Here is a 19,535-nt window from a genome sequence, read left to right as displayed (position 1 = left end):
TGTGTTGTCCTCAGGCCACACCGACCAGCAGCCACCGCAGCGCAATAAACAGCGCCAGTGCCAGCATCGATGCCACCCACATCAATCGAATCGTATGGGAAATGTCGTCTACCGAAATGTCGCGTTGTGCATCACCGATCCACGGTTTCTCAACGCGCTCGCCAAAGTAGTCATTAGGACCACCCAGACGAATTCCTAATGCCCCGGCAACGGACGCTTCTGACCACGCGCAGTTTGGGCTGCTGTGGTTGTAGCGATCGCGCCAGCCAATCTGCAAAGCACGCGAGCCGTCATGGCGACATAAAAATGCCGCTGCGCCCAGCAGCAGCCAACTTAGTCTCGCGGGAATATAATTTGCGACATCGTCCAGACGAGCGCTGACCATACCGATAGCGCGGTATTTTTCATGTTTGTAGCCCACCATGGAGTCAAGGGTGTTTACCGCTTTGTAGGCCATCGCCAGAGGCGCACCGCCGAGGAGCAAGAAGAACAGCGGCGCGATGATGCCATCAACGGTGTTCTCAGCCACGGTTTCCACTACACCGCGGTTGATCTGTTGTGGCTGTAATTGCGAGGTATCGCGTCCCACAATCCATGACAGCTTTTCCCGACTTGCAGCAAGGTTACCGGCACGTAGCGGACGCTCGACATCCTGCGCGGCGTTTGCCAGGCAGCGCCCGGCCAGCACGGTATAGATCATCCAGACCTCCACCACCCAACCAAGCCAGGGATGAATAGAGTGCGCCAGCGCCAGTACTCCCCAGGACACAACCCAGGTCAGCCCCACCACCACAATCCACATCACCCCGCCACCGATGCGTAGCGCACGGTCGCTATGGCAGTAACGCCGAACAACTCGCTGCACCGCAGAAATCAGATTGCCAATCCAGCGCACCGGATGCGGCCAGTTCTGCGGATCGCCGATGATAAAATCAAGCAGCCAGGCAACACACCACGCGAGGATGGTCATAGTGCGCTCCTCGCGGCTGCCAGCCAGTGGTTAAGCATCTGCGGACGTTGAGCAAAATGAACGTGTAGATAGCTGGCGAAGGTATTTCCCACCTGCCAGCCGCCGGACCAGGCTTGCAGCGTTTTGCCATCGCGCACTTTGCGACAGTTCATCACCGCGGAGGTTTCAGGGGTAAAATCGGAGTAGTGGAATTCATGTCCGCGCAGCACTTCGCCTTCTGCAGCTAACAACGTTTGCTGCGCGGCCTGCGCTTCGCAGTAGCCAAATCGGGTCAGACGTTTTCCCATTTTGCTGTGACCGGGAATGATATCCGCCATCAGCCAGGTATCACCCTGGCTGTCTTCCAGCGAACTGCCGAGATACATCAGCCCCCCGCACTCGGCATAAATCGCGACACCCTGCTGGTGCGCCGCCCGCAGTTGGTTAAGCATTGCAATATTACGGGCCAACGCCGCAGCATGTAACTCAGGATAGCCCCCCCCCAGCCAGATCATCTGACAGTCGGGTAAACAGGTGTCGTGCAACGGGCTAAAACGGACAATCTTAAGCCCCGTGCGCTCCAGTAGCGTAATGTTGTCCGGGTAGTAGAAATTGAACGCTTCGTCATCGGCGATGGCAAGCGTTAGCCCTGCCCCGGCGTCTGCGGCGGGCAGCGCTGGCCATTCACCCGCAGGAAGCGTGTCTAACTGGCTTAATCTCAGCAGCGCGTCGATATCAAGGGTTTGCTCCAGCGTCGCAGCAAACGCCTGCCACGGCTGCTGGTTGATAACCGACTCACGCGCGGTAACCAAACCCAGATGACGCTCAGGAAGCGCAACGCCTTCCATACGGGGAACGTAGCCTAAGACGGGTACAGCGCAGTAACGCTCAATTGCCACTTTCAGGAGCTGGTAATGCGTTTCGCTGTTAACCCGATTAACAATAACGCCGGCAATATTCAGGGTTGGATCAAAATGCTGAAACCCCATTACCGTCGCGGCGATCGAGGTGGAAACGGCTTTGCCATCAACCAGTAGGATAACCGGACAGCCTAACTGTTTGGCCATCGCGGCGGTGCTGCAGTAGTTTGGGTCGGTGCCATATCCGTCATACAACCCCATAACGCCTTCAATAACGGCGATATCCGCATGTTGCATGTGCTCGCGAAATAAAGCATTCAGGGTGGGGACGGGAAGCATGAAGCTATCAAGATTGCGGGAAGCAGTGCCGCATACCGCGGTATGCCAGCCGGTATCAAGGTAATCGGGGCCCACTTTGCAAGGCTGGACGCGTAAACCGCGTTTTTTCAACAAGCTCAACAAGCCCAGAGTCACTGTGGTTTTACCACAGCCGCTTCCGGTACCTGCAAGAACAAAAGCGTGAAAATTGGCCGCCATACCCTGATCCTGTTCAGGGTGGTAGGGGTGTAAAGATACCCAGTCTCTCGACTGTATGCATCTGAACCACCCACTTCCCACCGAAGTTGTTGGTAGTCACTGACAGGCAGGTCTTCTGGCTTAGCGTCATCCTCACCCGTCCTTCCCAATCTTGCGATCAGTGGTCAATACGGGGTCGTCAGCATCACAGCAGCGGGGGCTGCGGGGGATTCTCACCCCCTTCCCTACCACAAATGTGGCAAACCTGTCAGTTCAAGAGCCTGATTAATTAAGCTCTCTGTTATGAGGTAAATTCACGACCTCATGACAATAATTCAATTTAATATCTTGCCGGGTTCATTCAACCAATTACCTGGCATAAACCCACTTATTCATATGCTCGCATTCTGAATGAAAGTGCCAACAAAGAATAAAGAAAGTCATTCACAGAGACACTGTATCTCATCACAAAAATAAAAACTGGTGCAGTTTATCCCTCTAATACTAATATTTTGTTGCGCTATGACAATTTATTGACTGCTGTCGCTACTTTTCATTTTATAATGACTGGCATAGCGCCCTATATCAAAAATCGGCAATAGCAAAATATTGCCATTTAAGCGGATTCGCCACGTGAAATGACATTTATTTGCTGGCGAAATGCCTGCGGCGTGACCTGATACGTTTGACGAAAAACTTTGCAAAAATAACTGGTTTGCGAAAATCCTAAATTACGCGCAATGCTGGCTATGCTCCAGTCACTGTGGCAAAGCAGCTCTTTTGCACTGGCCATTCGCTGCTGGTTTACCCATGCGTTAAAACCGATACCATGATATTTTTTGAACAATTTGCTGAAATAGTAAGGGCTAAGGTAAACATGAGAGGCGACATCTTCCAGACGCAATTCGTCTGATAAATGCGCATCAATATAGCGCAGTGCTTTTTTCATTTTGCTGTCATGAGGATTAGTGCTGCGGTTAGCGCGTACTGGCTCTGACTGCTGCGGGTTATCTTTGATAACCACAAAATTAAGTTGTTTCTTAAGGCAATTTTCTACGATGAGCTTCAGCAGATCCGCTGAGGCGATGACTCGCGAATAGTCCATTTCCGGTACATTACGAAACTCGTTGACCAGTTCGGGATCGGCTTGCCAGCGGTCATCTACATTCAGAATATCAACCAAACCAACATCGTTACTTAAGCGTACCTGGCCACAAAGTACAAACCCTACCAGGTGCCCCGCAATGACCAGCGGAATTGAGAAATCGGTAAGTCCGGCGTGACAGCGATAGATGCAGGGTTGATCGGATTTAGAGGCTTCCAGCCCTCCACAGCGATCGCTCATACGACAACGGGTACTGTGCTGAGGATGCTGACGCATCAACTGGCAAAAAGGGGTGAAATTAAAAAGCTCAGAAATTTCATCACCGTGAATATTGACAACCACAACGGCCAGACTGGTGGCCTGCGCAAAATCCTGTGCGATTTTATTAATGAGTTCTGAGTTCAGGGCACTCGCAGAAATCATGATAAAACCTCTCAGTTAATTTATTGTTATAAATAAAACATATTATTCACATTCGTTTTCACCCTGCCATCCTGAGCATTGATGAAAGTCGTAATTGAACATAACAAAAGTCTCCCATTCTTGGGAGACTTTTTGGGCAGTTCAGGATACCGGATCACGAAAACAGTTTTTACTTTTCAAAAATAAACTTCTTCTGTGAAGCTAGCTCTCATTTTCGTCCAGCTTACACGTATTACACGGTAAATTTTTGCCAATCAAATAACGATAAATTGCTGCACCCGCGCACGCGCCGATGATAGGGGCCACAATCGGTATAATGAAATAAGGGATATCACGCCCACCGGTCATCGCAACATCTCCCCACCCGGCCATCCAGGCAAACAATTTAGGACCAAAATCACGCGCCGGATTCATCGCAAATCCGGTGAGCGGACCGGTGGATGCGCCGATAACAGCAACCAGAATACCAATCAGCAATGGTGCCAACGGACCTTTAGGTACGCCGTTACCGTCGTCAGTCAGCGCCATGATCATCCCCATAAGAATGGAGGTAATCACCACTTCGACCAACGCTGCCTGCCAGACGCTGAGCGCCGCCGCAGGATAAGTACTAAAAATACTGGCAAGGTGCAGGCTTTCCAGACTGCCGCGCACCATCTGGTGGGCCGACTCATACTCGGTAAACAGACTGCCGTAGAGCAAGTAAGCCAGCAAAGCGCCACCAAAGGCCCCCGCGACCTGCGCCACAGTGTAAGGTAAAACTTTGCGCCCCGGAAAACAGGCAAACAGCCACAGTGCGATGGTGATAGCAGGGTTGAGATGCGCGCCAGAAATCCCGGCCGTCAGGTAGACTGCAAGCGAGATCCCCAGACCCCAAATGATGCAGATCTCCCACAATCCCAGGCTGGCACCTGCGACTTTCAGAGCGCTCAGGCAGCCAATACCAAAAAACAAAAACAGCCCGGTACCCAAAAACTCAGCAATGCATTGCGCTTTTAGTGAATCGTTCATTGTGACACCTTCTAAGCAGAGTTCGTGTCTTTACCAGCGGACTCCTTACTGGCAAGTAGAATACTTCGAGGCTTACTATAAAAGGCCATATCAGCAAATTGTTGGCATTCTGCGGATAGCTTGCCCTTTAAAATCGTGGCGCAATAGCAAATTCTTGCTACACACTTTATTAAAACATTAGAGTCAATCGGGATTCCGCGTATTACACGGACATTTTCAAAACAATAAAATATTGCTATTAGCAGAAATCTGTTTTCAAACCACCATCACAATTTCATTTTTTTCGCATAGCAAATGATATTTATAATGTCACCAGAAAAAGTGTAAATGTGGAACTGACATAACTAAATAATCACATCAAAGAGATTTAATATAGCCATTAAAAACAACAAGTTAAAATAATTAATAGCAATTTTACATCACCTTACCTCTATTATTTTTTCACTCTCAATTTCAAGTCAGCCATTCTTTTTCCTCGCTTCTTTTTATAGTCATGAACATCGGGACAACCCAGGCGAGGTCTTTATGCAACAAGAAGCGTTAGGAATGGTAGAAACCAAAGGCTTGACTGCAGCCATAGAGGCCGCAGATGCAATGGTGAAGTCAGCCAATGTAATGCTGGTCGGCTACGAAAAAATTGGTTCGGGGCTGGTAACAGTCATTGTCCGCGGCGATGTTGGCGCAGTCAAAGCAGCAACAGATGCAGGTGCCGCCGCAGCACGTAATGTGGGAGAAGTGAAAGCCGTACACGTCATCCCACGCCCTCACACCGATGTAGAAAAAATCTTACCGAAGGGAATTAGCTAATGAGCAGCAATGAGCTGGTTGATCAGATCATGGCGCAGGTGATTGCTCGCGTGGCAACGCCGGAACAGCAGGCTATCCCTGAAAATAATCCTCCAACACGAGAAACGGCTATGGCAGAGAAAAGCTGCAGTTTAACGGAGTTTGTCGGTACTGCGATTGGCGACACCGTCGGTCTGGTAATCGCCAACGTGGACAGCGCCCTACTGGACGCAATGAAACTTGAAAAACGGTATCGCTCCATTGGCATCCTTGGCGCGCGTACTGGTGCAGGCCCGCACATCATGGCCGCAGATGAAGCGGTAAAAGCCACCAATACTGAAGTCGTCAGTATTGAGTTGCCACGTGATACCAAAGGCGGTGCGGGTCACGGTTCGCTGATTATTCTCGGCGGCAACGATGTTTCCGACGTGAAACGCGGAATTGAGGTTGCGCTGAAAGAACTGGATCGCACCTTTGGCGATGTGTATGCCAACGAAGCCGGTCACATCGAGATGCAATACACCGCACGCGCCAGCTACGCGCTGGAAAAAGCCTTTGGTGCACCGATTGGCCGTGCCTGTGGCGTGATCGTCGGCGCCCCGGCATCCGTTGGTGTCCTGATGGCTGATACTGCGCTGAAATCCGCCAACGTGGAAGTAGTGGCCTACAGCTCCCCAGCCCATGGCACCAGCTTCAGTAACGAAGCCATTCTGGTCATTTCAGGCGATTCCGGCGCTGTACGTCAGGCCGTTATCTCCGCCCGCGAAATCGGTAAAACCGTACTCGGGACCCTCGGCTCAGAACCGAAAAACGATCGTCCGTCCTACATCTGATATCAGTGAGGCTGATTCATGAGATCGAAAAGATTTGAAGCACTGGCGAAGCGCCCTGTGAATCAGGATGGCTTCGTTAAGGAGTGGATCGAAGAAGGCTTCATTGCGATGGAAAGCCCGAACGACCCTAAACCGTCGATTAAAATCGTCAACGGTACAGTCACAGAACTGGACGGCAAATCCGCCAGTGAATTTGACTTAATTGACCATTTCATTGCCCGCTATGGCATTAACCTGGCGCGCGCTGAAGAAGTCATGGCGATGGACTCAGTAAAACTTGCCAATATGCTTTGCGATCCTAACGTGAAGCGCAAAGACATTGTGCCGCTGACTACCGCAATGACCCCGGCAAAAATTGTCGAAGTGGTGTCCCATATGAACGTCGTTGAGATGATGATGGCCATGCAGAAAATGCGTGCTCGTCGTACACCGTCTCAGCAGGCACACGTCACTAACGTTAAAGATAATCCGGTGCAGATTGCCGCTGATGCGGCTGAAGGCGCCTGGCGCGGATTTGACGAACAGGAAACGACGGTTGCCGTTGCGCGTTATGCCCCCTTTAACGCCATTGCGCTGTTAGTCGGCTCACAGGTTGGGCGCCCTGGCGTATTAACCCAGTGCTCGCTGGAAGAGGCGACCGAACTTAAACTCGGTATGTTAGGCCACACCTGTTACGCGGAAACTATCTCCGTCTATGGTACTGAACCCGTCTTTACCGACGGCGATGACACGCCATGGTCGAAAGGCTTCCTCGCCTCTTCCTACGCCTCACGCGGTCTGAAAATGCGCTTTACCTCCGGCTCTGGCTCAGAAGTTCAGATGGGTTACGCCGAAGGTAAATCGATGCTTTACCTTGAAGCCCGCTGTATTTACATCACCAAAGCCGCTGGCGTACAGGGTTTACAAAATGGTTCAGTAAGCTGCATCGGCGTGCCTTCCGCTGTGCCGTCAGGCATTCGTGCGGTGTTAGCTGAAAACCTGATCTGTTCCTCCCTGGATCTGGAGTGTGCCTCCAGCAACGACCAAACCTTTACCCACTCGGATATGCGTCGTACTGCCCGCCTGCTGATGCAGTTCCTGCCGGGTACTGACTTCATCTCTTCCGGTTATTCCGCTGTGCCGAACTACGACAACATGTTTGCGGGTTCGAACGAGGATGCCGAAGATTTTGACGACTACAACGTCCTCCAGCGAGACCTCAAGGTAGATGGGGGTCTGCGTCCGGTTCGTGAAGAAGACGTTATCGCCATTCGTAATAAAGCGGCACGTGCACTGCAGGCCGTCTTTGCCGGGATGGGATTACCGCCAATCACTGATGAAGAAGTAGAAGCGGCGACTTACGCCCACGGTTCGAAAGATATGCCGGAGCGAAACATCGTTGAAGATATCAAGTTTGCGCAAGAGATCATCAATAAAAACCGTAACGGTCTGGAAGTGGTGAAAGCCCTTGCTCAGGGCGGGTTTACCGATGTCGCTCAGGACATGCTCAACATCCAGAAAGCCAAGTTAACCGGGGATTATCTGCATACCTCCGCCATTATCGTTGGCGACGGACAGGTGCTATCCGCAGTAAATGACGTCAATGACTATGCCGGTCCGGCAACAGGTTATCGCCTACAAGGCGAACGCTGGGAAGAGATCAAAAACATCCCTGGCGCACTTGATCCCAACGAACTTGGCTAAGGGGTGAAAAATGGAAATCAATGAAAAGCTGCTGCGCCAGATAATTGAAGACGTACTGTCTGAAATGCAAACCAGCGACAAACCCGTCTCATTCCGCGCATCGACAGCGGCTAGCGCGCCACAGGCTGCAGCGGCGCAGGGCGACAGCTTTCTGACCGAGATTGGCGAAGCCAAACAAGGCCAGCAGCAGGACGAAGTGATTATTGCCGTAGGTCCCGCGTTTGGACTGTCGCAAACCGTCAATATCGTAGGGATCCCGCATAAGAACATCTTGCGCGAAGTGATTGCGGGTATTGAAGAAGAAGGCATTAAAGCGCGCGTTATCCGCTGCTTTAAATCCTCCGATGTGGCATTTGTCGCCGTGGAAGGTAACCGTCTGAGCGGTTCCGGGATCTCTATCGGCATCCAGTCAAAAGGCACCACGGTAATCCACCAGCAGGGGTTACCGCCGCTTTCTAACCTGGAGCTGTTCCCTCAGGCACCACTTCTGACGCTGGAAACCTATCGTCAGATCGGTAAAAACGCCGCGCGTTATGCCAAGCGTGAATCTCCGCAACCGGTCCCTACTCTGAATGACCAGATGGCTCGTCCTAAGTACCAGGCGAAATCGGCCATTCTGCACATTAAAGAGACCAAATACGTCGTGACGGGCAAAAACCCGCAGGAACTGCGCGTGGCGCTTTGATAAAGGATAACTCCATGAATACCGACGCAATTGAATCGATGGTTCGGGATGTGCTGAGCCGGATGAACAGCCTGCAAGACGAGCCCGTGACGCCGGCCGCGGCGAGTTCACCAGCACATACCGCGAAAGTCACGGATTACCCTCTCGCGAATAAACATCCTGAGTGGGTAAAAACCGCAACCAACAAAACTCTGGATGACTTCACGCTCGAAAATGTTCTGAGCAACAAAGTGACGGCGCAGGACATGCGCATCACCCCTGAAACGCTGCGCCTTCAGGCGGAAATCGCCAAAGATGCCGGACGTGACAGACTGGCGATGAACTTCGAGCGTGCCGCTGAGCTAACCGCTGTACCTGACGATCGCATTCTTGAGATCTACAACGCGCTGCGCCCATACCGCTCAACGAAAGACGAGCTGATGGCTATCGCCGACGATCTCGAAAATCGTTATCAGGCAAAGATCTGTGCAGCTTTCGTTCGTGAAGCGGCAGCGCTGTACGTTGAGCGTAAAAAACTCAAAGGCGACGACTAACTCAGGGACAGGATCATGCGATATATAGCTGGCATTGACATAGGCAACTCATCAACGGAAGTCGCTCTGGCTACCCTCGATGAGTCTGGCGCACTGAGCATCACCGGCAGCGCGCTGGCAGAAACCACCGGAATTAAAGGCACATTACGTAATGTGTTTGGTATTCAGGAGGCACTTTCGCTGGCAGCAAAAAACGCCGGTATCAATGTCAGCGATATTTCGCTCATCCGTATTAACGAAGCCACCCCGGTCATTGGCGACGTAGCGATGGAAACGATAACCGAAACCATCATCACTGAATCCACCATGATCGGCCATAACCCTAAAACGCCGGGCGGCGTCGGATTAGGCGTTGGCGTCACTATTACGCCGGAAGACCTGCTCAGCCGTCCGGCGGATACGCCCTATATTCTGGTGGTGTCATCGGCATTTGATTTCGCCGATGTCGCCACGATGATTAATGCCTCCGTCCGCGCCGGATACCAGTTAACTGGCGTTATTTTGCAGCAGGACGATGGCGTATTGGTCAGTAATCGTCTGACTCACCCCCTGCCTATCGTCGATGAAGTCCTTCATATCGACCGCATCCCGTTAGGTATGCTGGCTGCCATTGAGGTCGCGATTCCAGGAAAAGTCATTGAAACGCTTTCTAACCCTTACGGGATTGCGACCGTTTTTGGCCTCAACGCCGACGAGACTAAAAACATTGTCCCGATGGCGCGGGCGCTGATCGGCAATCGTTCTGCCGTGGTCGTGAAAACACCGTCAGGTGATGTGAAAGCACGAGCCATTCCTGCCGGAAATCTGGAGCTACAGTCGCAGGGTCGTACCGTACGGGTCGACGTTGCAGCTGGCGCTGAAGCGATTATGAAAGCGGTTGGTGAATGCCCGAAACTGGATAACGTCACCGGAGAGGCTGGCACCAATATTGGCGGCATGCTGGAGCATGTGCGCCAGACAATGGCTGAATTAACCAACAAACCCAGCCACGAAATTTTTATTCAGGACCTGCTGGCAGTCGATACCTCGGTTCCCGTCAGCGTGACCGGCGGACTAGCCGGTGAGTTCTCGCTGGAACAGGCTGTCGGCATTGCTTCCATGGTGAAATCAGACCGCCTGCAAATGGCGATGATTGCTCAGGAAATCACGCAAAAGCTCAATATTGACGTCCAGGTTGGCGGCGCCGAAGCCGAAGCGGCCATTCTGGGGGCCTTAACCACCCCCGGCACGACGCGGCCACTGGCTATTCTGGACCTCGGTGCAGGATCGACCGACGCCTCCATCATCAACCCGAAAGGCGAAATTATTGCCACGCACCTGGCGGGTGCGGGCGATATGGTAACGATGATTATTGCCCGTGAACTGGGGCTGGAAGACCGTTATCTCGCTGAAGATATCAAAAAGTACCCGCTGGCGAAAGTCGAGAGCTTGTTCCATCTTCGCCACGAAGATGGCAGCGTCCAGTTCTTCCCTACACCTCTCCCACCAACGGTTTTTGCCCGCGTATGCGTAGTAAAACCCGATGAACTGGTGCCACTGCCAGGCGAACTGGCGCTGGAGAAAGTCCGGGCCATTCGCCGCAGCGCTAAGGAACGCGTTTTCGTCACCAACGCACTCAGAGCGCTACGTCAGGTGAGTCCGACCGGGAACATTCGGGATATTCCCTTTGTGGTGCTGGTTGGCGGCTCATCCCTGGACTTTGAAGTTCCGCAACTGGTCACCGATGCGCTGGCACACTATCGCCTGGTTGCCGGGCGCGGCAACATTCGTGGCACCGAAGGTCCGCGCAACGCGGTCGCGACAGGGCTGATTCTCTCCTGGTACAAGGCATTCGCTCATGGAAAGTAATCTCACCACGCCAGCCATCGTTATCTTCGCCACTGCTGGATGCACTGACGTCTGGAGTGATGTGCTGCTGGGTATTGAAGAAGAAGGGATCCCCTTTGTGATTCAGGAGAGCCCGTCAACTGACGTTATCCACAACGCATGGCTGGCGGCTTGCCAATCGCCGCTGCTGGTTGGCATTGGCTGCAGTCGCGAAAAACTGGTCGTGCACTATAAAAACTTACCCACATCAGCGCCACTATTTACGCTGACATATCAACAAGATAACTACGCCAAACGCAGCATTGGTAATAACGCTGCGCGGCTGGTTAAAGGCATTCCGTTTCGGGAATGCCACTCATAACCCACAGGAGAAAAGCAGTATGAATAACGCACTGGGACTGGTTGAAACAAAAGGGCTCGTCGGCGCTATTGAAGCCGCTGATGCCATGGTGAAATCCGCAAACGTGCAGTTGGTTGGTTACGAAAAAATCGGCTCAGGCCTGATCACCGTTATGGTTCGCGGCGATGTCGGCGCAGTGAAAGCTGCCGTAGATGCAGGAAGCGCTGCAGCAAGCGCCGTTGGCGAGGTGAAATCCTGCCACGTTATCCCACGTCCGCACAGCGACGTTGAAGCCATTTTACCTAAATCCGCATAAGTCGTTGCAACCAAGGAGCACAGCGTGAAGCAATCACTGGGATTACTTGAAGTTAGTGGTCTGGCATTAGCCATCAGTTGCGCGGACGTCATGGCGAAAGCCGCCTCCATCACGCTGGTGGGCCTCGAAAAAACCAACGGTTCAGGCTGGATGGTGATCAAGATAATCGGGGATGTGGCCTCCGTCCAGGCGGCCATTTCCACCGGTGTCAGTTTCGCTGACCAGCGAGATGGACTGGTGGCTCACAAAGTCATATCCAGACCAGGGGATGGCATTCTGTCACATAGCGTCACCCCAGAGTCTGAGCCAGCGCCCGCCCCGACACCTGTCGTACCACATGAAGAGATCCCTGAGGACCATGCAGCGCCCGAAGCGCCACAAGATGCAGAGTTGATTAGCTGCAATCTGTGTCTTGACCCTGCCTGCCCCCGTCAAAAGGGCGAGCCGCGCTCTCTTTGTCTGCACTCAGGCAAACGAGGTGAAGCGTGATGGATAAACAGCAACTGGAGACAACGGTCACCAAAGTTCTGGATGAAATGCGTGAGCGCCCTATTCCGCTAGGGATCTCTAATCGTCATATTCATCTATGCGCTGAAGATTACGACCGCTTGTTTCCCAATCACCCTATTAGTGAGAAAAAAGAGCTGCTGCAGCCCGGACAATATGCAGCAGACCAGACCGTCACGCTGGTGGGACCAAAAGGTCAGTTAAAAAATGTGCGCTTACTCGGCCCGCTGCGTAGCACCAGTCAGGTCGAAATTTCTCGTACCGACGCTCGTACGTTGGGAATTGCTGCTCCACTACGGATGTCAGGCAGTATCGAGGGCACGCCAGGCGTTCGCCTTATCAGTCCATTTGCTGAACTGGACTTAGCATCCGGGGTAATCGTCGCCCAACGCCATATCCATATGTCGCCGCTCGATGCCCTAATCCTGCGCGTTTCCCATGGCGATAAAGTCTCTGTTGCCATTAATGGTGATGAACGTCGACTGATTTTCGATAACGTCGCCGTACGCGTTTCGCCGGATATGCGCCTTGAGATGCATATCGATACCGACGAAGCCAATGCTGCGGGCGCAGATAATCCGCAGGCATTTGCCACACTGGTGAGCCCACGATGAACAACGAACTGCTGCAACGCATTATCGAGGAGGTTGTTTCCCGATTAAAAAAACGCGCGGAAAGCACGCTCTCGCTTAGCGTCGCGCAGTTACGCGAAATCGAACCACGGACATTGTGCTGCCAGTACTCGTCGCTCCACCTCCTGCAGGCGGACCTGCCATTGCTGGAGCAAATTGCCGAGGGCTGCGCGGACAACATGTCGGTGGTAACGATCCACGAAGCGCTGGCATGCGGAGTCCGCGTGAAAATTTCACTACAACACCGATTGTTACCCGCAATCCCCGTTAGAAAACTCGCGCGTCTGCCTCTGGAGTTCAGTGACGAGCTGGGGCGAATCATCGTTTTGCATCCTGACAAACTTCTCAGCTATGCCGACGTCGCCCAACTGAAGGGGGGCGTTCTGGTGCTACGTCGTCGATGTGTCGTGACGGCTCTGGCTCAGGACGCCGTCGGTACGCGAAATGTCCAATTAATTAAGCAGGAGTGAGCTATGCATCTGGCACGGGTTACAGGCGTTGTGGTTTCCACGCAAAAATCTCCATCACTGGTGGGGAAGAAACTGTTGCTGGTACGTCGGGTGAGTGCGGACGGAGAACTTCCCGCGTCCCCTGTGAGTGGAGATGAAGTCGCGGTTGATTCTGTCGGCGCTGGAACTGGAGAACTGGTATTACTCAGCAGTGGCTCCAGCGCCAGACACGTTTTTTCCGGCCCTAATGAGGCCATCGATCTGGCTATCGTCGGCATTGTCGACACGCTTTCTCGTTAGGAGGAACTATGGCGATTTATACCCGCACTGGCGATGCCGGCACAACGGCCCTCTTTACCGGGCAACGCGTGAGCAAAACGCACCCGCGCGTCGAGGCTTACGGTACGCTGGACGAACTTAATGCGGCGCTTAGCCTGTGTGTTTGCGCAGCGAAAAACCCGCAGCACCGCCAGTTACTCGAAAACATTCAACTGCAGCTTTTTTGGTTCAGCGCCGAGCTGGCAAGCGAAAGCGAACAGCCAGCGCCAGAGCAGCGCTACATCAGCTCAGAAGAAATTGCCGCGCTGGAGGCCGCTATCGATACAGCGATGGGAAGAGTCCCCTCCCTACGCAGCTTTATTTTACCTGGCCGCAGCGAAGCCGCCAGCCGTCTGCACTTTGCCCGCACGCTGGCCCGCCGCGCAGAGAGGCGACTGGTCGAACTCTCCACCGAGATTTCCGTCAGACACGTGCTGATGCGTTATATCAATCGCCTGTCCGACTGCTTATATGCGCTTGCACGAGCAGAAGATCATGACGCCCATCAAAACAACATTATTCAGAAAGTGGCGGAGCGTTATCTCGCAGCCATCCGTACATCAGCTACCAGGGAGCCGGCTATGTCTCTGTCTTTTCAGGAACTCCACCAACTCACTCGCGCTGCGGTAACGAGAGCAGAAGAACTTCAGGTTCCGGTCGTCATCAGCATTGTTGATGCGAATGGGACCCAAACGGTGACCTGGCGCATGCCTGACGCATTACTCGTCAGTAGCGAACTGGCACCGAAAAAAGCCTGGACCGCCGTGGCAATGAAAACCGCCACGCATGAGCTGACATCGGCAGTGCAGCCAGGCGCCGCGCTTTACGGTCTGGAAAGCCATATGCAGGGAAAAGTCGTCACCTTCGGTGGCGGGTACGCATTATGGCGTGAGGGGTTACTCCTTGGGGGTCTTGGCATCAGCGGGGGAAGCGTTGAGCAGGATATGGACATTGCAGAAACGGCCATTGCGGCAATTAACGTGAGAACACATCAATGAACACTTCAGAACTTGAAACCCTTATTCGTAACATTTTGAGTGAGCAACTTGCACCGGCAAAAGCAGAAGTTAAGGGTAATGGAATTTTTCCGTCCGTTAGCGAAGCGATCGATGCCGCTCATCAGGCTTTTCTGCGTTATCAGCAATGTCCATTGAAAACCCGCAGCGCCATCATTAACGCCCTGCGAGAAGAACTGACGCCTCACCTTGCTTCATTGGCTGCTGAAAGCGCTGCCGAAACGGGAATGGGCAACAAAGAGGATAAGTTCCTTAAAAATAAAGCTGCGTTGGACAATACCCCGGGTATCGAAGATCTCACCACCACGGCGCTTACCGGCGACGGCGGCATGGTGTTATTCGAGTATTCACCCTTTGGCGTGATTGGTTCCGTCGCCCCCAGTACCAACCCGACGGAAACCATTATTAACAACAGCATCAGTATGCTGGCTGCGGGAAATAGCGTTTATTTTAGCCCACATCCAGGTGCAAAAGCGGTCTCACTGAAGCTGATTACCATGATTGAAGATATTGCTTTTCGCTGCTGCGGGATTCGGAATCTTGTCGTCACGGTCACAGAACCCACTTTTGAGGCTACCCAGCAGATGATGGCGCACCCTAAAATCGCAGTTCTGGCGATTACCGGTGGTCCAGGCATTGTTGCTATGGGCATGAAAAGCGGGAAAAAAGTCATTGGCGCAGGCGCAGGCAATCCTCCCTGCATTGTTGATGAAACAGCCGACCTGGTTAAGGCGGCGGAAGATATCATCAATGGCGCATCCTTTGATTACAACCTCCCCTGCATTGCTGAGAAGAGTCTGATTGTTGTTGATGCCGTTGCCGAACGACTGGTTCAACAAATGCAGTCTTTTGGCGCGATGCGACTCAATAGCGAAGATATAGACAAACTGCGCGCAGTTTGTCTGCCAGAAGGAATAGCCAATAAACAACTGGTAGGGAAAAGCCCGGCAACCTTACTGGAAGCCGCGGGAATACCGGTTCCGGCAAAAGCACCTCGATTACTGATAGGTATCGTCAAGGCTGACGACCCATGGGTTACCAGCGAGCAACTGATGCCAATGCTCCCCATCGTAACGGTGAGCGATTTTGACAGCGCGTTAACGTTGGCCCTGAAGGTTGAAGAGGGATTGCATCACACCGCCATTATGCATTCGCAAAATGTGTCACGTCTGAACCTTGCCGCGCGCACGCTTCAGACCTCCATTTTTGTGAAAAATGGCCCCTCTTATGCTGGGATTGGCGTTGGTGGTGAAGGCTTTACCACCTTCACCATCGCAACGCCGACCGGTGAAGGAACGACATCTGCGCGCACTTTCGCACGCTCTCGTCGTTGCGTGCTGACAAACGGTTTTTCTATTCGCTAATGGGGCCGTTATGAAAAGCTTTTCACTGCAAACTCGATTGTACAGCGGCCAGGGAAGCCTGGATGTGCTTAAGCGTTTCACGAATAAGCATATCTGGATTATCTGCGATGGTTTTCTCGCGCGTTCTCCCCTGATTGAAAAGCTGCGCGACGCGCTGCCAGCGGATAACCGCATCAGCATTTTCAGCGATATCACCCCCGATCCCACCATTAGCACGGTAGTACAAGGGATTGCGCAAATGCAGTCCCTACGACCGGACGTCGTCATTGGTTTTGGCGGTGGATCTGCACTGGACGCCGCAAAAGCCATCGTCTGGTTCAGCCGACAGTTCGGTATTGAGATTGAAACCTGCGTTGCAATTCCCACCACCAGCGGCACGGGATCGGAGGTGACCAGCGCCTGCGTGATTAGCGATCCGGATAAAGGCATTAAGTATCCATTATTTAATAATGCGCTTTATCCGGACATGGCCATCCTTGATCCGACGCTGGTCGTCAGCGTTCCACCAGCCATAACAGCGAATACCGGCATGGACGTATTAACGCATGCGCTGGAGGCTTATGTATCCACGAAAGCCAGCGACTTCACCGATGCGCTGGCTGAAAAAGCGGCACAAATTGTCTTCCAGTACCTGCCTGTCGCCGTCAGCAAAGGCGACTGCCTGGCAACCAGAGGAAAAATGCACAACGCGTCAACGCTCGCGGGAATGGCATTCAGTCAGGCTGGTCTGGGTATCAATCATGCGATTGCCCATCAGTTGGGCGGCCAGTTTCATCTGCCCCACGGACTTGCCAATGCGCTGCTGCTGACCCATGTCATTCATTTTAATGCCCGCGATCCGCGGGCTGCGAAGCGCTATGCCCGTTTCGCTAAAGCCTGCCACCTATGCCCGGATAACGCGAACGATACGGCGGCACTGAATGCGCTAATTCGTCATATAGAGCTACTCAAAAAACAGTGCGCGTTACCTTCTTTTGCTGACGCGCTTAAAGATGGAAAGCAAGCCTGGTCACAACGTATACCGTCGATGGTTCAGGCCGCGCTGGCTGATGTCACGCTGCAAACCAATCCTCGTGTTGCCGACGCCAGCGCCATGCAGGAACTGCTTGAGGAATTATTATGAAGACAGCCATGACGGCAGAGTCCACGCTTTATGATGCGCAGACAATTCGCGAACGCGTTCGCGCAGCGGGTGTTGTCGGGGCCGGAGGCGCAGGCTTTCCTGCTCACGTAAAATTACAGGCGCAGGTCGATACGTTTCTGGTCAATGCGGCAGAATGTGAACCGATGCTGAAAGTTGACCAGCAATTGATGGCCGTTCAGGCTGAGCGACTTATCCGTGGCGTTCAATATGCCATGACGGCTACCGGAGCCAGGGCCGGTATTATTGCGCTCAAAGAGAAATATCAAAGGGCTATCAATGCATTAACGCCCCTTCTGCCTGCCGGGATCCGCTTACATATTTTGCCTGATGTCTACCCGGCTGGTGACGAGGTTTTGACCATCTGGATGGCAACAGGCCGGAGAGTTCCGCCTGCCGCGCTGCCGGTCAGCGTCGGCGTGGTGGTCAATAACGTCCAGACTGTACTCAACATCGCCAGAGCCGTTGAGCAGCAGTATCCGGTTACGCGCCGTACCCTGACCGTTAATGGCGCGGTCGCCAAACCAATCACTCTTACCGTCCCTATCGGAATGTCTTTACGTGAGGTTCTGGCGCTGGCCGGTGGTGCTACCGTTGACGATCCCGGTTTTATTAACGGTGGCCCGATGATGGGCGGCCTGATTACCTCACTGGATACCCCAGTCAGCAAGACCACCGGGGGACTGCTGGTTTTACCAAAGTCTCATGCGTTGATTCAGCGGCGGATGCAGGATGAACGCACCGTGCTTTCCGTCGCAAAAACCGTTTGCGAGCAGTGTCGGTTGTGTACGGATTTGTGCCCAAGACATTTGATCGGCCATGAATTATCGCCGCACCTGCTGGTTCGCGCGGTTAATTATCAGCAGGCGGCCACACCGCAGTTACTGCTCACGGCCCTGACCTGTTCAGAATGCAATGTATGTGAAAGCGTAGCCTGTCCGGTTGGGATTTCACCGATGCGAATCAACCGCATGCTTAAACGCGAGCTACGGGCGCTCAACCATCGTTATGAAGGGCCGTTAAATCCTGAGGATGAAATGGCGAAGTATCGGCTTATTCCGGTGAAGCGCCTTATTACCAAACTGGGCCTTAGCGACTGGTATCACGATGCGCCACTGGCTGAGACTGATTATCCCACAGATAAAACGACGCTGTTGCTACGCCAGCATATTGGTGCCAGCGCCATCCCATGTGTACTGCAGGGCGAACACGTTGTTCGCGGTCAATGCGTTGCCGATGTGCCGTCCGGTGCATTAGGCGCACCTGTCCACGCCAGTATTGACGGTATTGTCAGCGAAATTACTGAGCAATCCATCACGGTAATAAGAGGTTAATCATGTCTCAGGCTATAGGGATTTTAGAACTCACCAGCATTGCCAAAGGAATGGAAGCTGGCGATGCCATGTTAAAAAGCGCGAATGTGAATTTACTGGTCAGCAAGACCATCTGCCCGGGTAAATTTCTGCTCATGCTCGGTGGTGACGTAGGCGCAGTACAACAGGCGATCGCCACCGGAACTTCTCTTGCTGGCGATATGCTCGTTGATAGTCTGGTACTACCCAACATTCACGCCAGCGTACTTCCTGCGATCAGTGGACTTAACAGCGTGGATAAGCGTCAGGCCGTGGGCATTGTTGAAACATGGAGCGTTGCGGCCTGCATCTGCGCCGCCGACCGTGCGGTTAAAGCCTCCAATGTCACGCTGGTACGCGTCCATATGGCATTTGGTATTGGCGGCAAGTGCTACATGGTTGTCGCTGGCGATGTATCTGATGTGAATAACGCAGTGACAGTTGCCAGTGAAAGTGCGGGTGAAAAAGGTCTGTTGGTTTACCGTTCGGTCATCCCTCGTCCGCATGAAAGCATGTGGCGACAGATGGTGGAGGGATAATGGAAAGACAACCCACCACGGATCGTATGATTCAGGAATATGTCCCTGGCAAGCAGGTTACGCTGGCGCATCTTATCGCTAATCCGGGTAAAGATTTGTTCAAGAAACTGGGATTACCAGAGTCGGTTTCCGCAATCGGTATTCTGACGATTACCCCCAGCGAAGCCTCAATCATCGCCTGTGATATCGCCACGAAATCCGGGGCGGTAGAGATTGGTTTTCTCGACCGTTTTACCGGCGCAGTGGTACTGACGGGCGATGTTTCCGCCGTTGAGTACGCGCTGAAACAGGTAACCCGGACGCTGGGCGAAATGATGCGTTTTACCGCCTGTCCCATCACCCGGACATAA

At 53.0% G+C, this 19,535-nt stretch carries 22 protein-coding genes and 1 riboswitch; of the genes, 18 read left to right on the top strand and 4 right to left on the bottom strand.

All coding sequences use genetic code 11. The features are described 5' to 3' along the window. Positions 1–10: 10 nt before the first annotated feature. The 4 genes from cbiB to pduF all read right to left on the bottom strand — a co-directional run bounded on the left by cbiB (position 11) and on the right by pduF (position 4,864). Positions 11–970, bottom strand: coding sequence for an adenosylcobinamide-phosphate synthase CbiB (gene cbiB / locus OGV65_RS15605; RefSeq protein ID WP_286455142.1), 960 nt, complete (start codon positions 968–970; stop codon positions 11–13). Continuing rightward, positions 967–2,346: a cobyrinic acid a,c-diamide synthase CobB gene (locus OGV65_RS15600; RefSeq protein ID WP_275395389.1), complete on the bottom strand. Its 1,380-nt coding sequence runs from the start codon at positions 2,344–2,346 to the stop codon at positions 967–969. Before OGV65_RS15600 ends, cbiB begins: the two co-directional genes overlap by 4 nt. An 88-nt stretch (positions 2,347–2,434) precedes the next feature. Then, a riboswitch (cobalamin riboswitch) is annotated at positions 2,435–2,609 on the bottom strand. A 332-nt stretch (positions 2,610–2,941) separates the two neighbouring features. After that, complete coding sequence (gene pocR, locus OGV65_RS15595) at positions 2,942–3,853, bottom strand: transcriptional regulator PocR (protein WP_016153526.1); 912 nt, start codon at positions 3,851–3,853, stop codon at positions 2,942–2,944. A gap of 201 nt (positions 3,854–4,054) precedes the next feature. After that, complete coding sequence (gene pduF / locus OGV65_RS15590; protein WP_115190477.1) at positions 4,055–4,864, bottom strand: propanediol diffusion facilitator PduF; 810 nt, start codon at positions 4,862–4,864, stop codon at positions 4,055–4,057. A gap of 525 nt (positions 4,865–5,389) precedes the next feature. Between pduF and pduA the strand changes: the two genes are divergently transcribed. The 18 genes from pduA to pduU are packed head-to-tail and all read left to right on the top strand — an operon-like array spanning position 5,390 to position 19,535. Further along, on the top strand, positions 5,390–5,671 hold the full coding sequence (gene pduA, locus OGV65_RS15585; RefSeq protein ID WP_003030255.1) for a propanediol utilization microcompartment protein PduA: 282 nt from the start codon (positions 5,390–5,392) through the stop codon (positions 5,669–5,671). After that, positions 5,671–6,483: a propanediol utilization microcompartment protein PduB gene (gene pduB / locus OGV65_RS15580; RefSeq protein ID WP_016153528.1), complete on the top strand. Its 813-nt coding sequence runs from the start codon at positions 5,671–5,673 to the stop codon at positions 6,481–6,483. Before pduA ends, pduB begins: the two co-directional genes overlap by 1 nt. Positions 6,484–6,501: 18 nt before the next feature. After that, a complete protein-coding gene (gene pduC / locus OGV65_RS15575; RefSeq protein ID WP_003030249.1) occupies positions 6,502–8,166 on the top strand; it encodes a propanediol dehydratase large subunit PduC in 1,665 nt (554 codons plus the stop codon). A gap of 10 nt (positions 8,167–8,176) precedes the next feature. After that, complete coding sequence (gene pduD, locus OGV65_RS15570) at positions 8,177–8,851, top strand: propanediol dehydratase medium subunit PduD (RefSeq protein WP_003844241.1); 675 nt, start codon at positions 8,177–8,179, stop codon at positions 8,849–8,851. 14 nt (positions 8,852–8,865) lie between these two features. Continuing rightward, positions 8,866–9,384, top strand: coding sequence for a propanediol dehydratase small subunit PduE (pduE, locus tag OGV65_RS15565; RefSeq protein ID WP_153690249.1), 519 nt, complete (start codon positions 8,866–8,868; stop codon positions 9,382–9,384). Between the two features lie 15 nt (positions 9,385–9,399). Continuing rightward, positions 9,400–11,232, top strand: a complete 1,833-nt coding sequence (locus OGV65_RS15560) for a diol dehydratase reactivase subunit alpha (RefSeq protein WP_286455140.1) — start codon at positions 9,400–9,402, stop codon at positions 11,230–11,232. After that, positions 11,222–11,572, top strand: coding sequence for a glycerol dehydratase reactivase beta/small subunit family protein (locus OGV65_RS15555; RefSeq protein WP_200051474.1), 351 nt, complete (start codon positions 11,222–11,224; stop codon positions 11,570–11,572). Before OGV65_RS15560 ends, OGV65_RS15555 begins: the two co-directional genes overlap by 11 nt. A gap of 19 nt (positions 11,573–11,591) precedes the next feature. Next, on the top strand, positions 11,592–11,867 hold the full coding sequence (gene pduJ, locus OGV65_RS15550) for a propanediol utilization microcompartment protein PduJ (protein ID WP_001057752.1): 276 nt from the start codon (positions 11,592–11,594) through the stop codon (positions 11,865–11,867). A gap of 24 nt (positions 11,868–11,891) precedes the next feature. Beyond that, positions 11,892–12,356 (top strand): BMC domain-containing protein, encoded by a 465-nt coding sequence (locus OGV65_RS15545; RefSeq protein ID WP_141875385.1) that lies wholly within the window; start codon positions 11,892–11,894, stop codon positions 12,354–12,356. Further along, on the top strand, positions 12,356–12,988 hold the full coding sequence (locus OGV65_RS15540; RefSeq protein ID WP_016153533.1) for a phosphate propanoyltransferase: 633 nt from the start codon (positions 12,356–12,358) through the stop codon (positions 12,986–12,988). The genes OGV65_RS15545 and OGV65_RS15540 overlap by 1 nt, the downstream gene beginning before the upstream one ends. Further along, entirely contained in the window at positions 12,985–13,476 is a 492-nt protein-coding gene (gene pduM, locus OGV65_RS15535; RefSeq protein WP_049040282.1) for a microcompartment protein PduM, read from the top strand. Before OGV65_RS15540 ends, pduM begins: the two co-directional genes overlap by 4 nt. Before the next feature lie 3 nt (positions 13,477–13,479). Further along, entirely contained in the window at positions 13,480–13,755 is a 276-nt protein-coding gene (locus tag OGV65_RS15530) for a EutN/CcmL family microcompartment protein (RefSeq protein WP_003030211.1), read from the top strand. 8 nt (positions 13,756–13,763) lie between these two features. After that, on the top strand, positions 13,764–14,771 hold the full coding sequence (gene pduO, locus OGV65_RS15525) for a two-domain cob(I)yrinic acid a,c-diamide adenosyltransferase PduO (protein ID WP_141875387.1): 1,008 nt from the start codon (positions 13,764–13,766) through the stop codon (positions 14,769–14,771). Further along, positions 14,768–16,153: a CoA-acylating propionaldehyde dehydrogenase PduP gene (gene pduP / locus OGV65_RS15520; protein ID WP_141875388.1), complete on the top strand. Its 1,386-nt coding sequence runs from the start codon at positions 14,768–14,770 to the stop codon at positions 16,151–16,153. The genes pduO and pduP overlap by 4 nt, the downstream gene beginning before the upstream one ends. Before the next feature lie 10 nt (positions 16,154–16,163). Further along, a complete protein-coding gene (locus tag OGV65_RS15515; protein ID WP_016156879.1) occupies positions 16,164–17,276 on the top strand; it encodes a 1-propanol dehydrogenase PduQ in 1,113 nt (370 codons plus the stop codon). Then, on the top strand, positions 17,273–18,628 hold the full coding sequence (gene pduS / locus OGV65_RS15510) for a cobalamin reductase PduS (RefSeq protein WP_049281921.1): 1,356 nt from the start codon (positions 17,273–17,275) through the stop codon (positions 18,626–18,628). Before OGV65_RS15515 ends, pduS begins: the two co-directional genes overlap by 4 nt. A gap of 2 nt (positions 18,629–18,630) precedes the next feature. Then, positions 18,631–19,185: a propanediol utilization microcompartment protein PduT gene (gene pduT / locus OGV65_RS15505; protein ID WP_003030201.1), complete on the top strand. Its 555-nt coding sequence runs from the start codon at positions 18,631–18,633 to the stop codon at positions 19,183–19,185. After that, positions 19,185–19,535 (top strand): propanediol utilization microcompartment protein PduU, encoded by a 351-nt coding sequence (gene pduU, locus OGV65_RS15500; RefSeq protein ID WP_016156881.1) that lies wholly within the window; start codon positions 19,185–19,187, stop codon positions 19,533–19,535. Before pduT ends, pduU begins: the two co-directional genes overlap by 1 nt.

Origin of the sequence: Citrobacter sp. Cb004 (assembly GCF_030337065.1) — a bacterium.
GTDB lineage: Bacteria > Pseudomonadota > Gammaproteobacteria > Enterobacterales > Enterobacteriaceae > Citrobacter > Citrobacter braakii.
Note: the sequence above shows the minus strand (reverse complement) of the source record. Positions and strands in the feature narration are given on the sequence as shown.

Excerpts from the sequence above, each read along its gene's own strand:
- cbiB (WP_286455142.1), bottom strand. The coding sequence starts at position 970 with ATGACCATCCTCGCGTGGTGTGTTGCCTGGCTGCTTGATTTTATCATC.
- OGV65_RS15600 (WP_275395389.1), bottom strand. The coding sequence starts at position 2,346 with ATGGCGGCCAATTTTCACGCTTTTGTTCTTGCAGGTACCGGAAGCGGC.
- pocR (WP_016153526.1), bottom strand. The coding sequence starts at position 3,853 with ATGATTTCTGCGAGTGCCCTGAACTCAGAACTCATTAATAAAATCGCA.
- pduF (WP_115190477.1), bottom strand. The coding sequence starts at position 4,864 with ATGAACGATTCACTAAAAGCGCAATGCATTGCTGAGTTTTTGGGTACC.
- pduA (WP_003030255.1), top strand. The coding sequence starts at position 5,390 with ATGCAACAAGAAGCGTTAGGAATGGTAGAAACCAAAGGCTTGACTGCA.
- pduB (WP_016153528.1), top strand. The coding sequence starts at position 5,671 with ATGAGCAGCAATGAGCTGGTTGATCAGATCATGGCGCAGGTGATTGCT.
- pduC (WP_003030249.1), top strand. The coding sequence starts at position 6,502 with ATGAGATCGAAAAGATTTGAAGCACTGGCGAAGCGCCCTGTGAATCAG.
- pduD (WP_003844241.1), top strand. The coding sequence starts at position 8,177 with ATGGAAATCAATGAAAAGCTGCTGCGCCAGATAATTGAAGACGTACTG.
- pduE (WP_153690249.1), top strand. The coding sequence starts at position 8,866 with ATGAATACCGACGCAATTGAATCGATGGTTCGGGATGTGCTGAGCCGG.
- OGV65_RS15560 (WP_286455140.1), top strand. The coding sequence starts at position 9,400 with ATGCGATATATAGCTGGCATTGACATAGGCAACTCATCAACGGAAGTC.
- OGV65_RS15555 (WP_200051474.1), top strand. The coding sequence starts at position 11,222 with ATGGAAAGTAATCTCACCACGCCAGCCATCGTTATCTTCGCCACTGCT.
- pduJ (WP_001057752.1), top strand. The coding sequence starts at position 11,592 with ATGAATAACGCACTGGGACTGGTTGAAACAAAAGGGCTCGTCGGCGCT.
- OGV65_RS15540 (WP_016153533.1), top strand. The coding sequence starts at position 12,356 with ATGGATAAACAGCAACTGGAGACAACGGTCACCAAAGTTCTGGATGAA.
- pduM (WP_049040282.1), top strand. The coding sequence starts at position 12,985 with ATGAACAACGAACTGCTGCAACGCATTATCGAGGAGGTTGTTTCCCGA.
- OGV65_RS15530 (WP_003030211.1), top strand. The coding sequence starts at position 13,480 with ATGCATCTGGCACGGGTTACAGGCGTTGTGGTTTCCACGCAAAAATCT.
- pduO (WP_141875387.1), top strand. The coding sequence starts at position 13,764 with ATGGCGATTTATACCCGCACTGGCGATGCCGGCACAACGGCCCTCTTT.
- pduP (WP_141875388.1), top strand. The coding sequence starts at position 14,768 with ATGAACACTTCAGAACTTGAAACCCTTATTCGTAACATTTTGAGTGAG.
- OGV65_RS15515 (WP_016156879.1), top strand. The coding sequence starts at position 16,164 with ATGAAAAGCTTTTCACTGCAAACTCGATTGTACAGCGGCCAGGGAAGC.
- pduS (WP_049281921.1), top strand. The coding sequence starts at position 17,273 with ATGAAGACAGCCATGACGGCAGAGTCCACGCTTTATGATGCGCAGACA.
- pduT (WP_003030201.1), top strand. The coding sequence starts at position 18,631 with ATGTCTCAGGCTATAGGGATTTTAGAACTCACCAGCATTGCCAAAGGA.
- pduU (WP_016156881.1), top strand. The coding sequence starts at position 19,185 with ATGGAAAGACAACCCACCACGGATCGTATGATTCAGGAATATGTCCCT.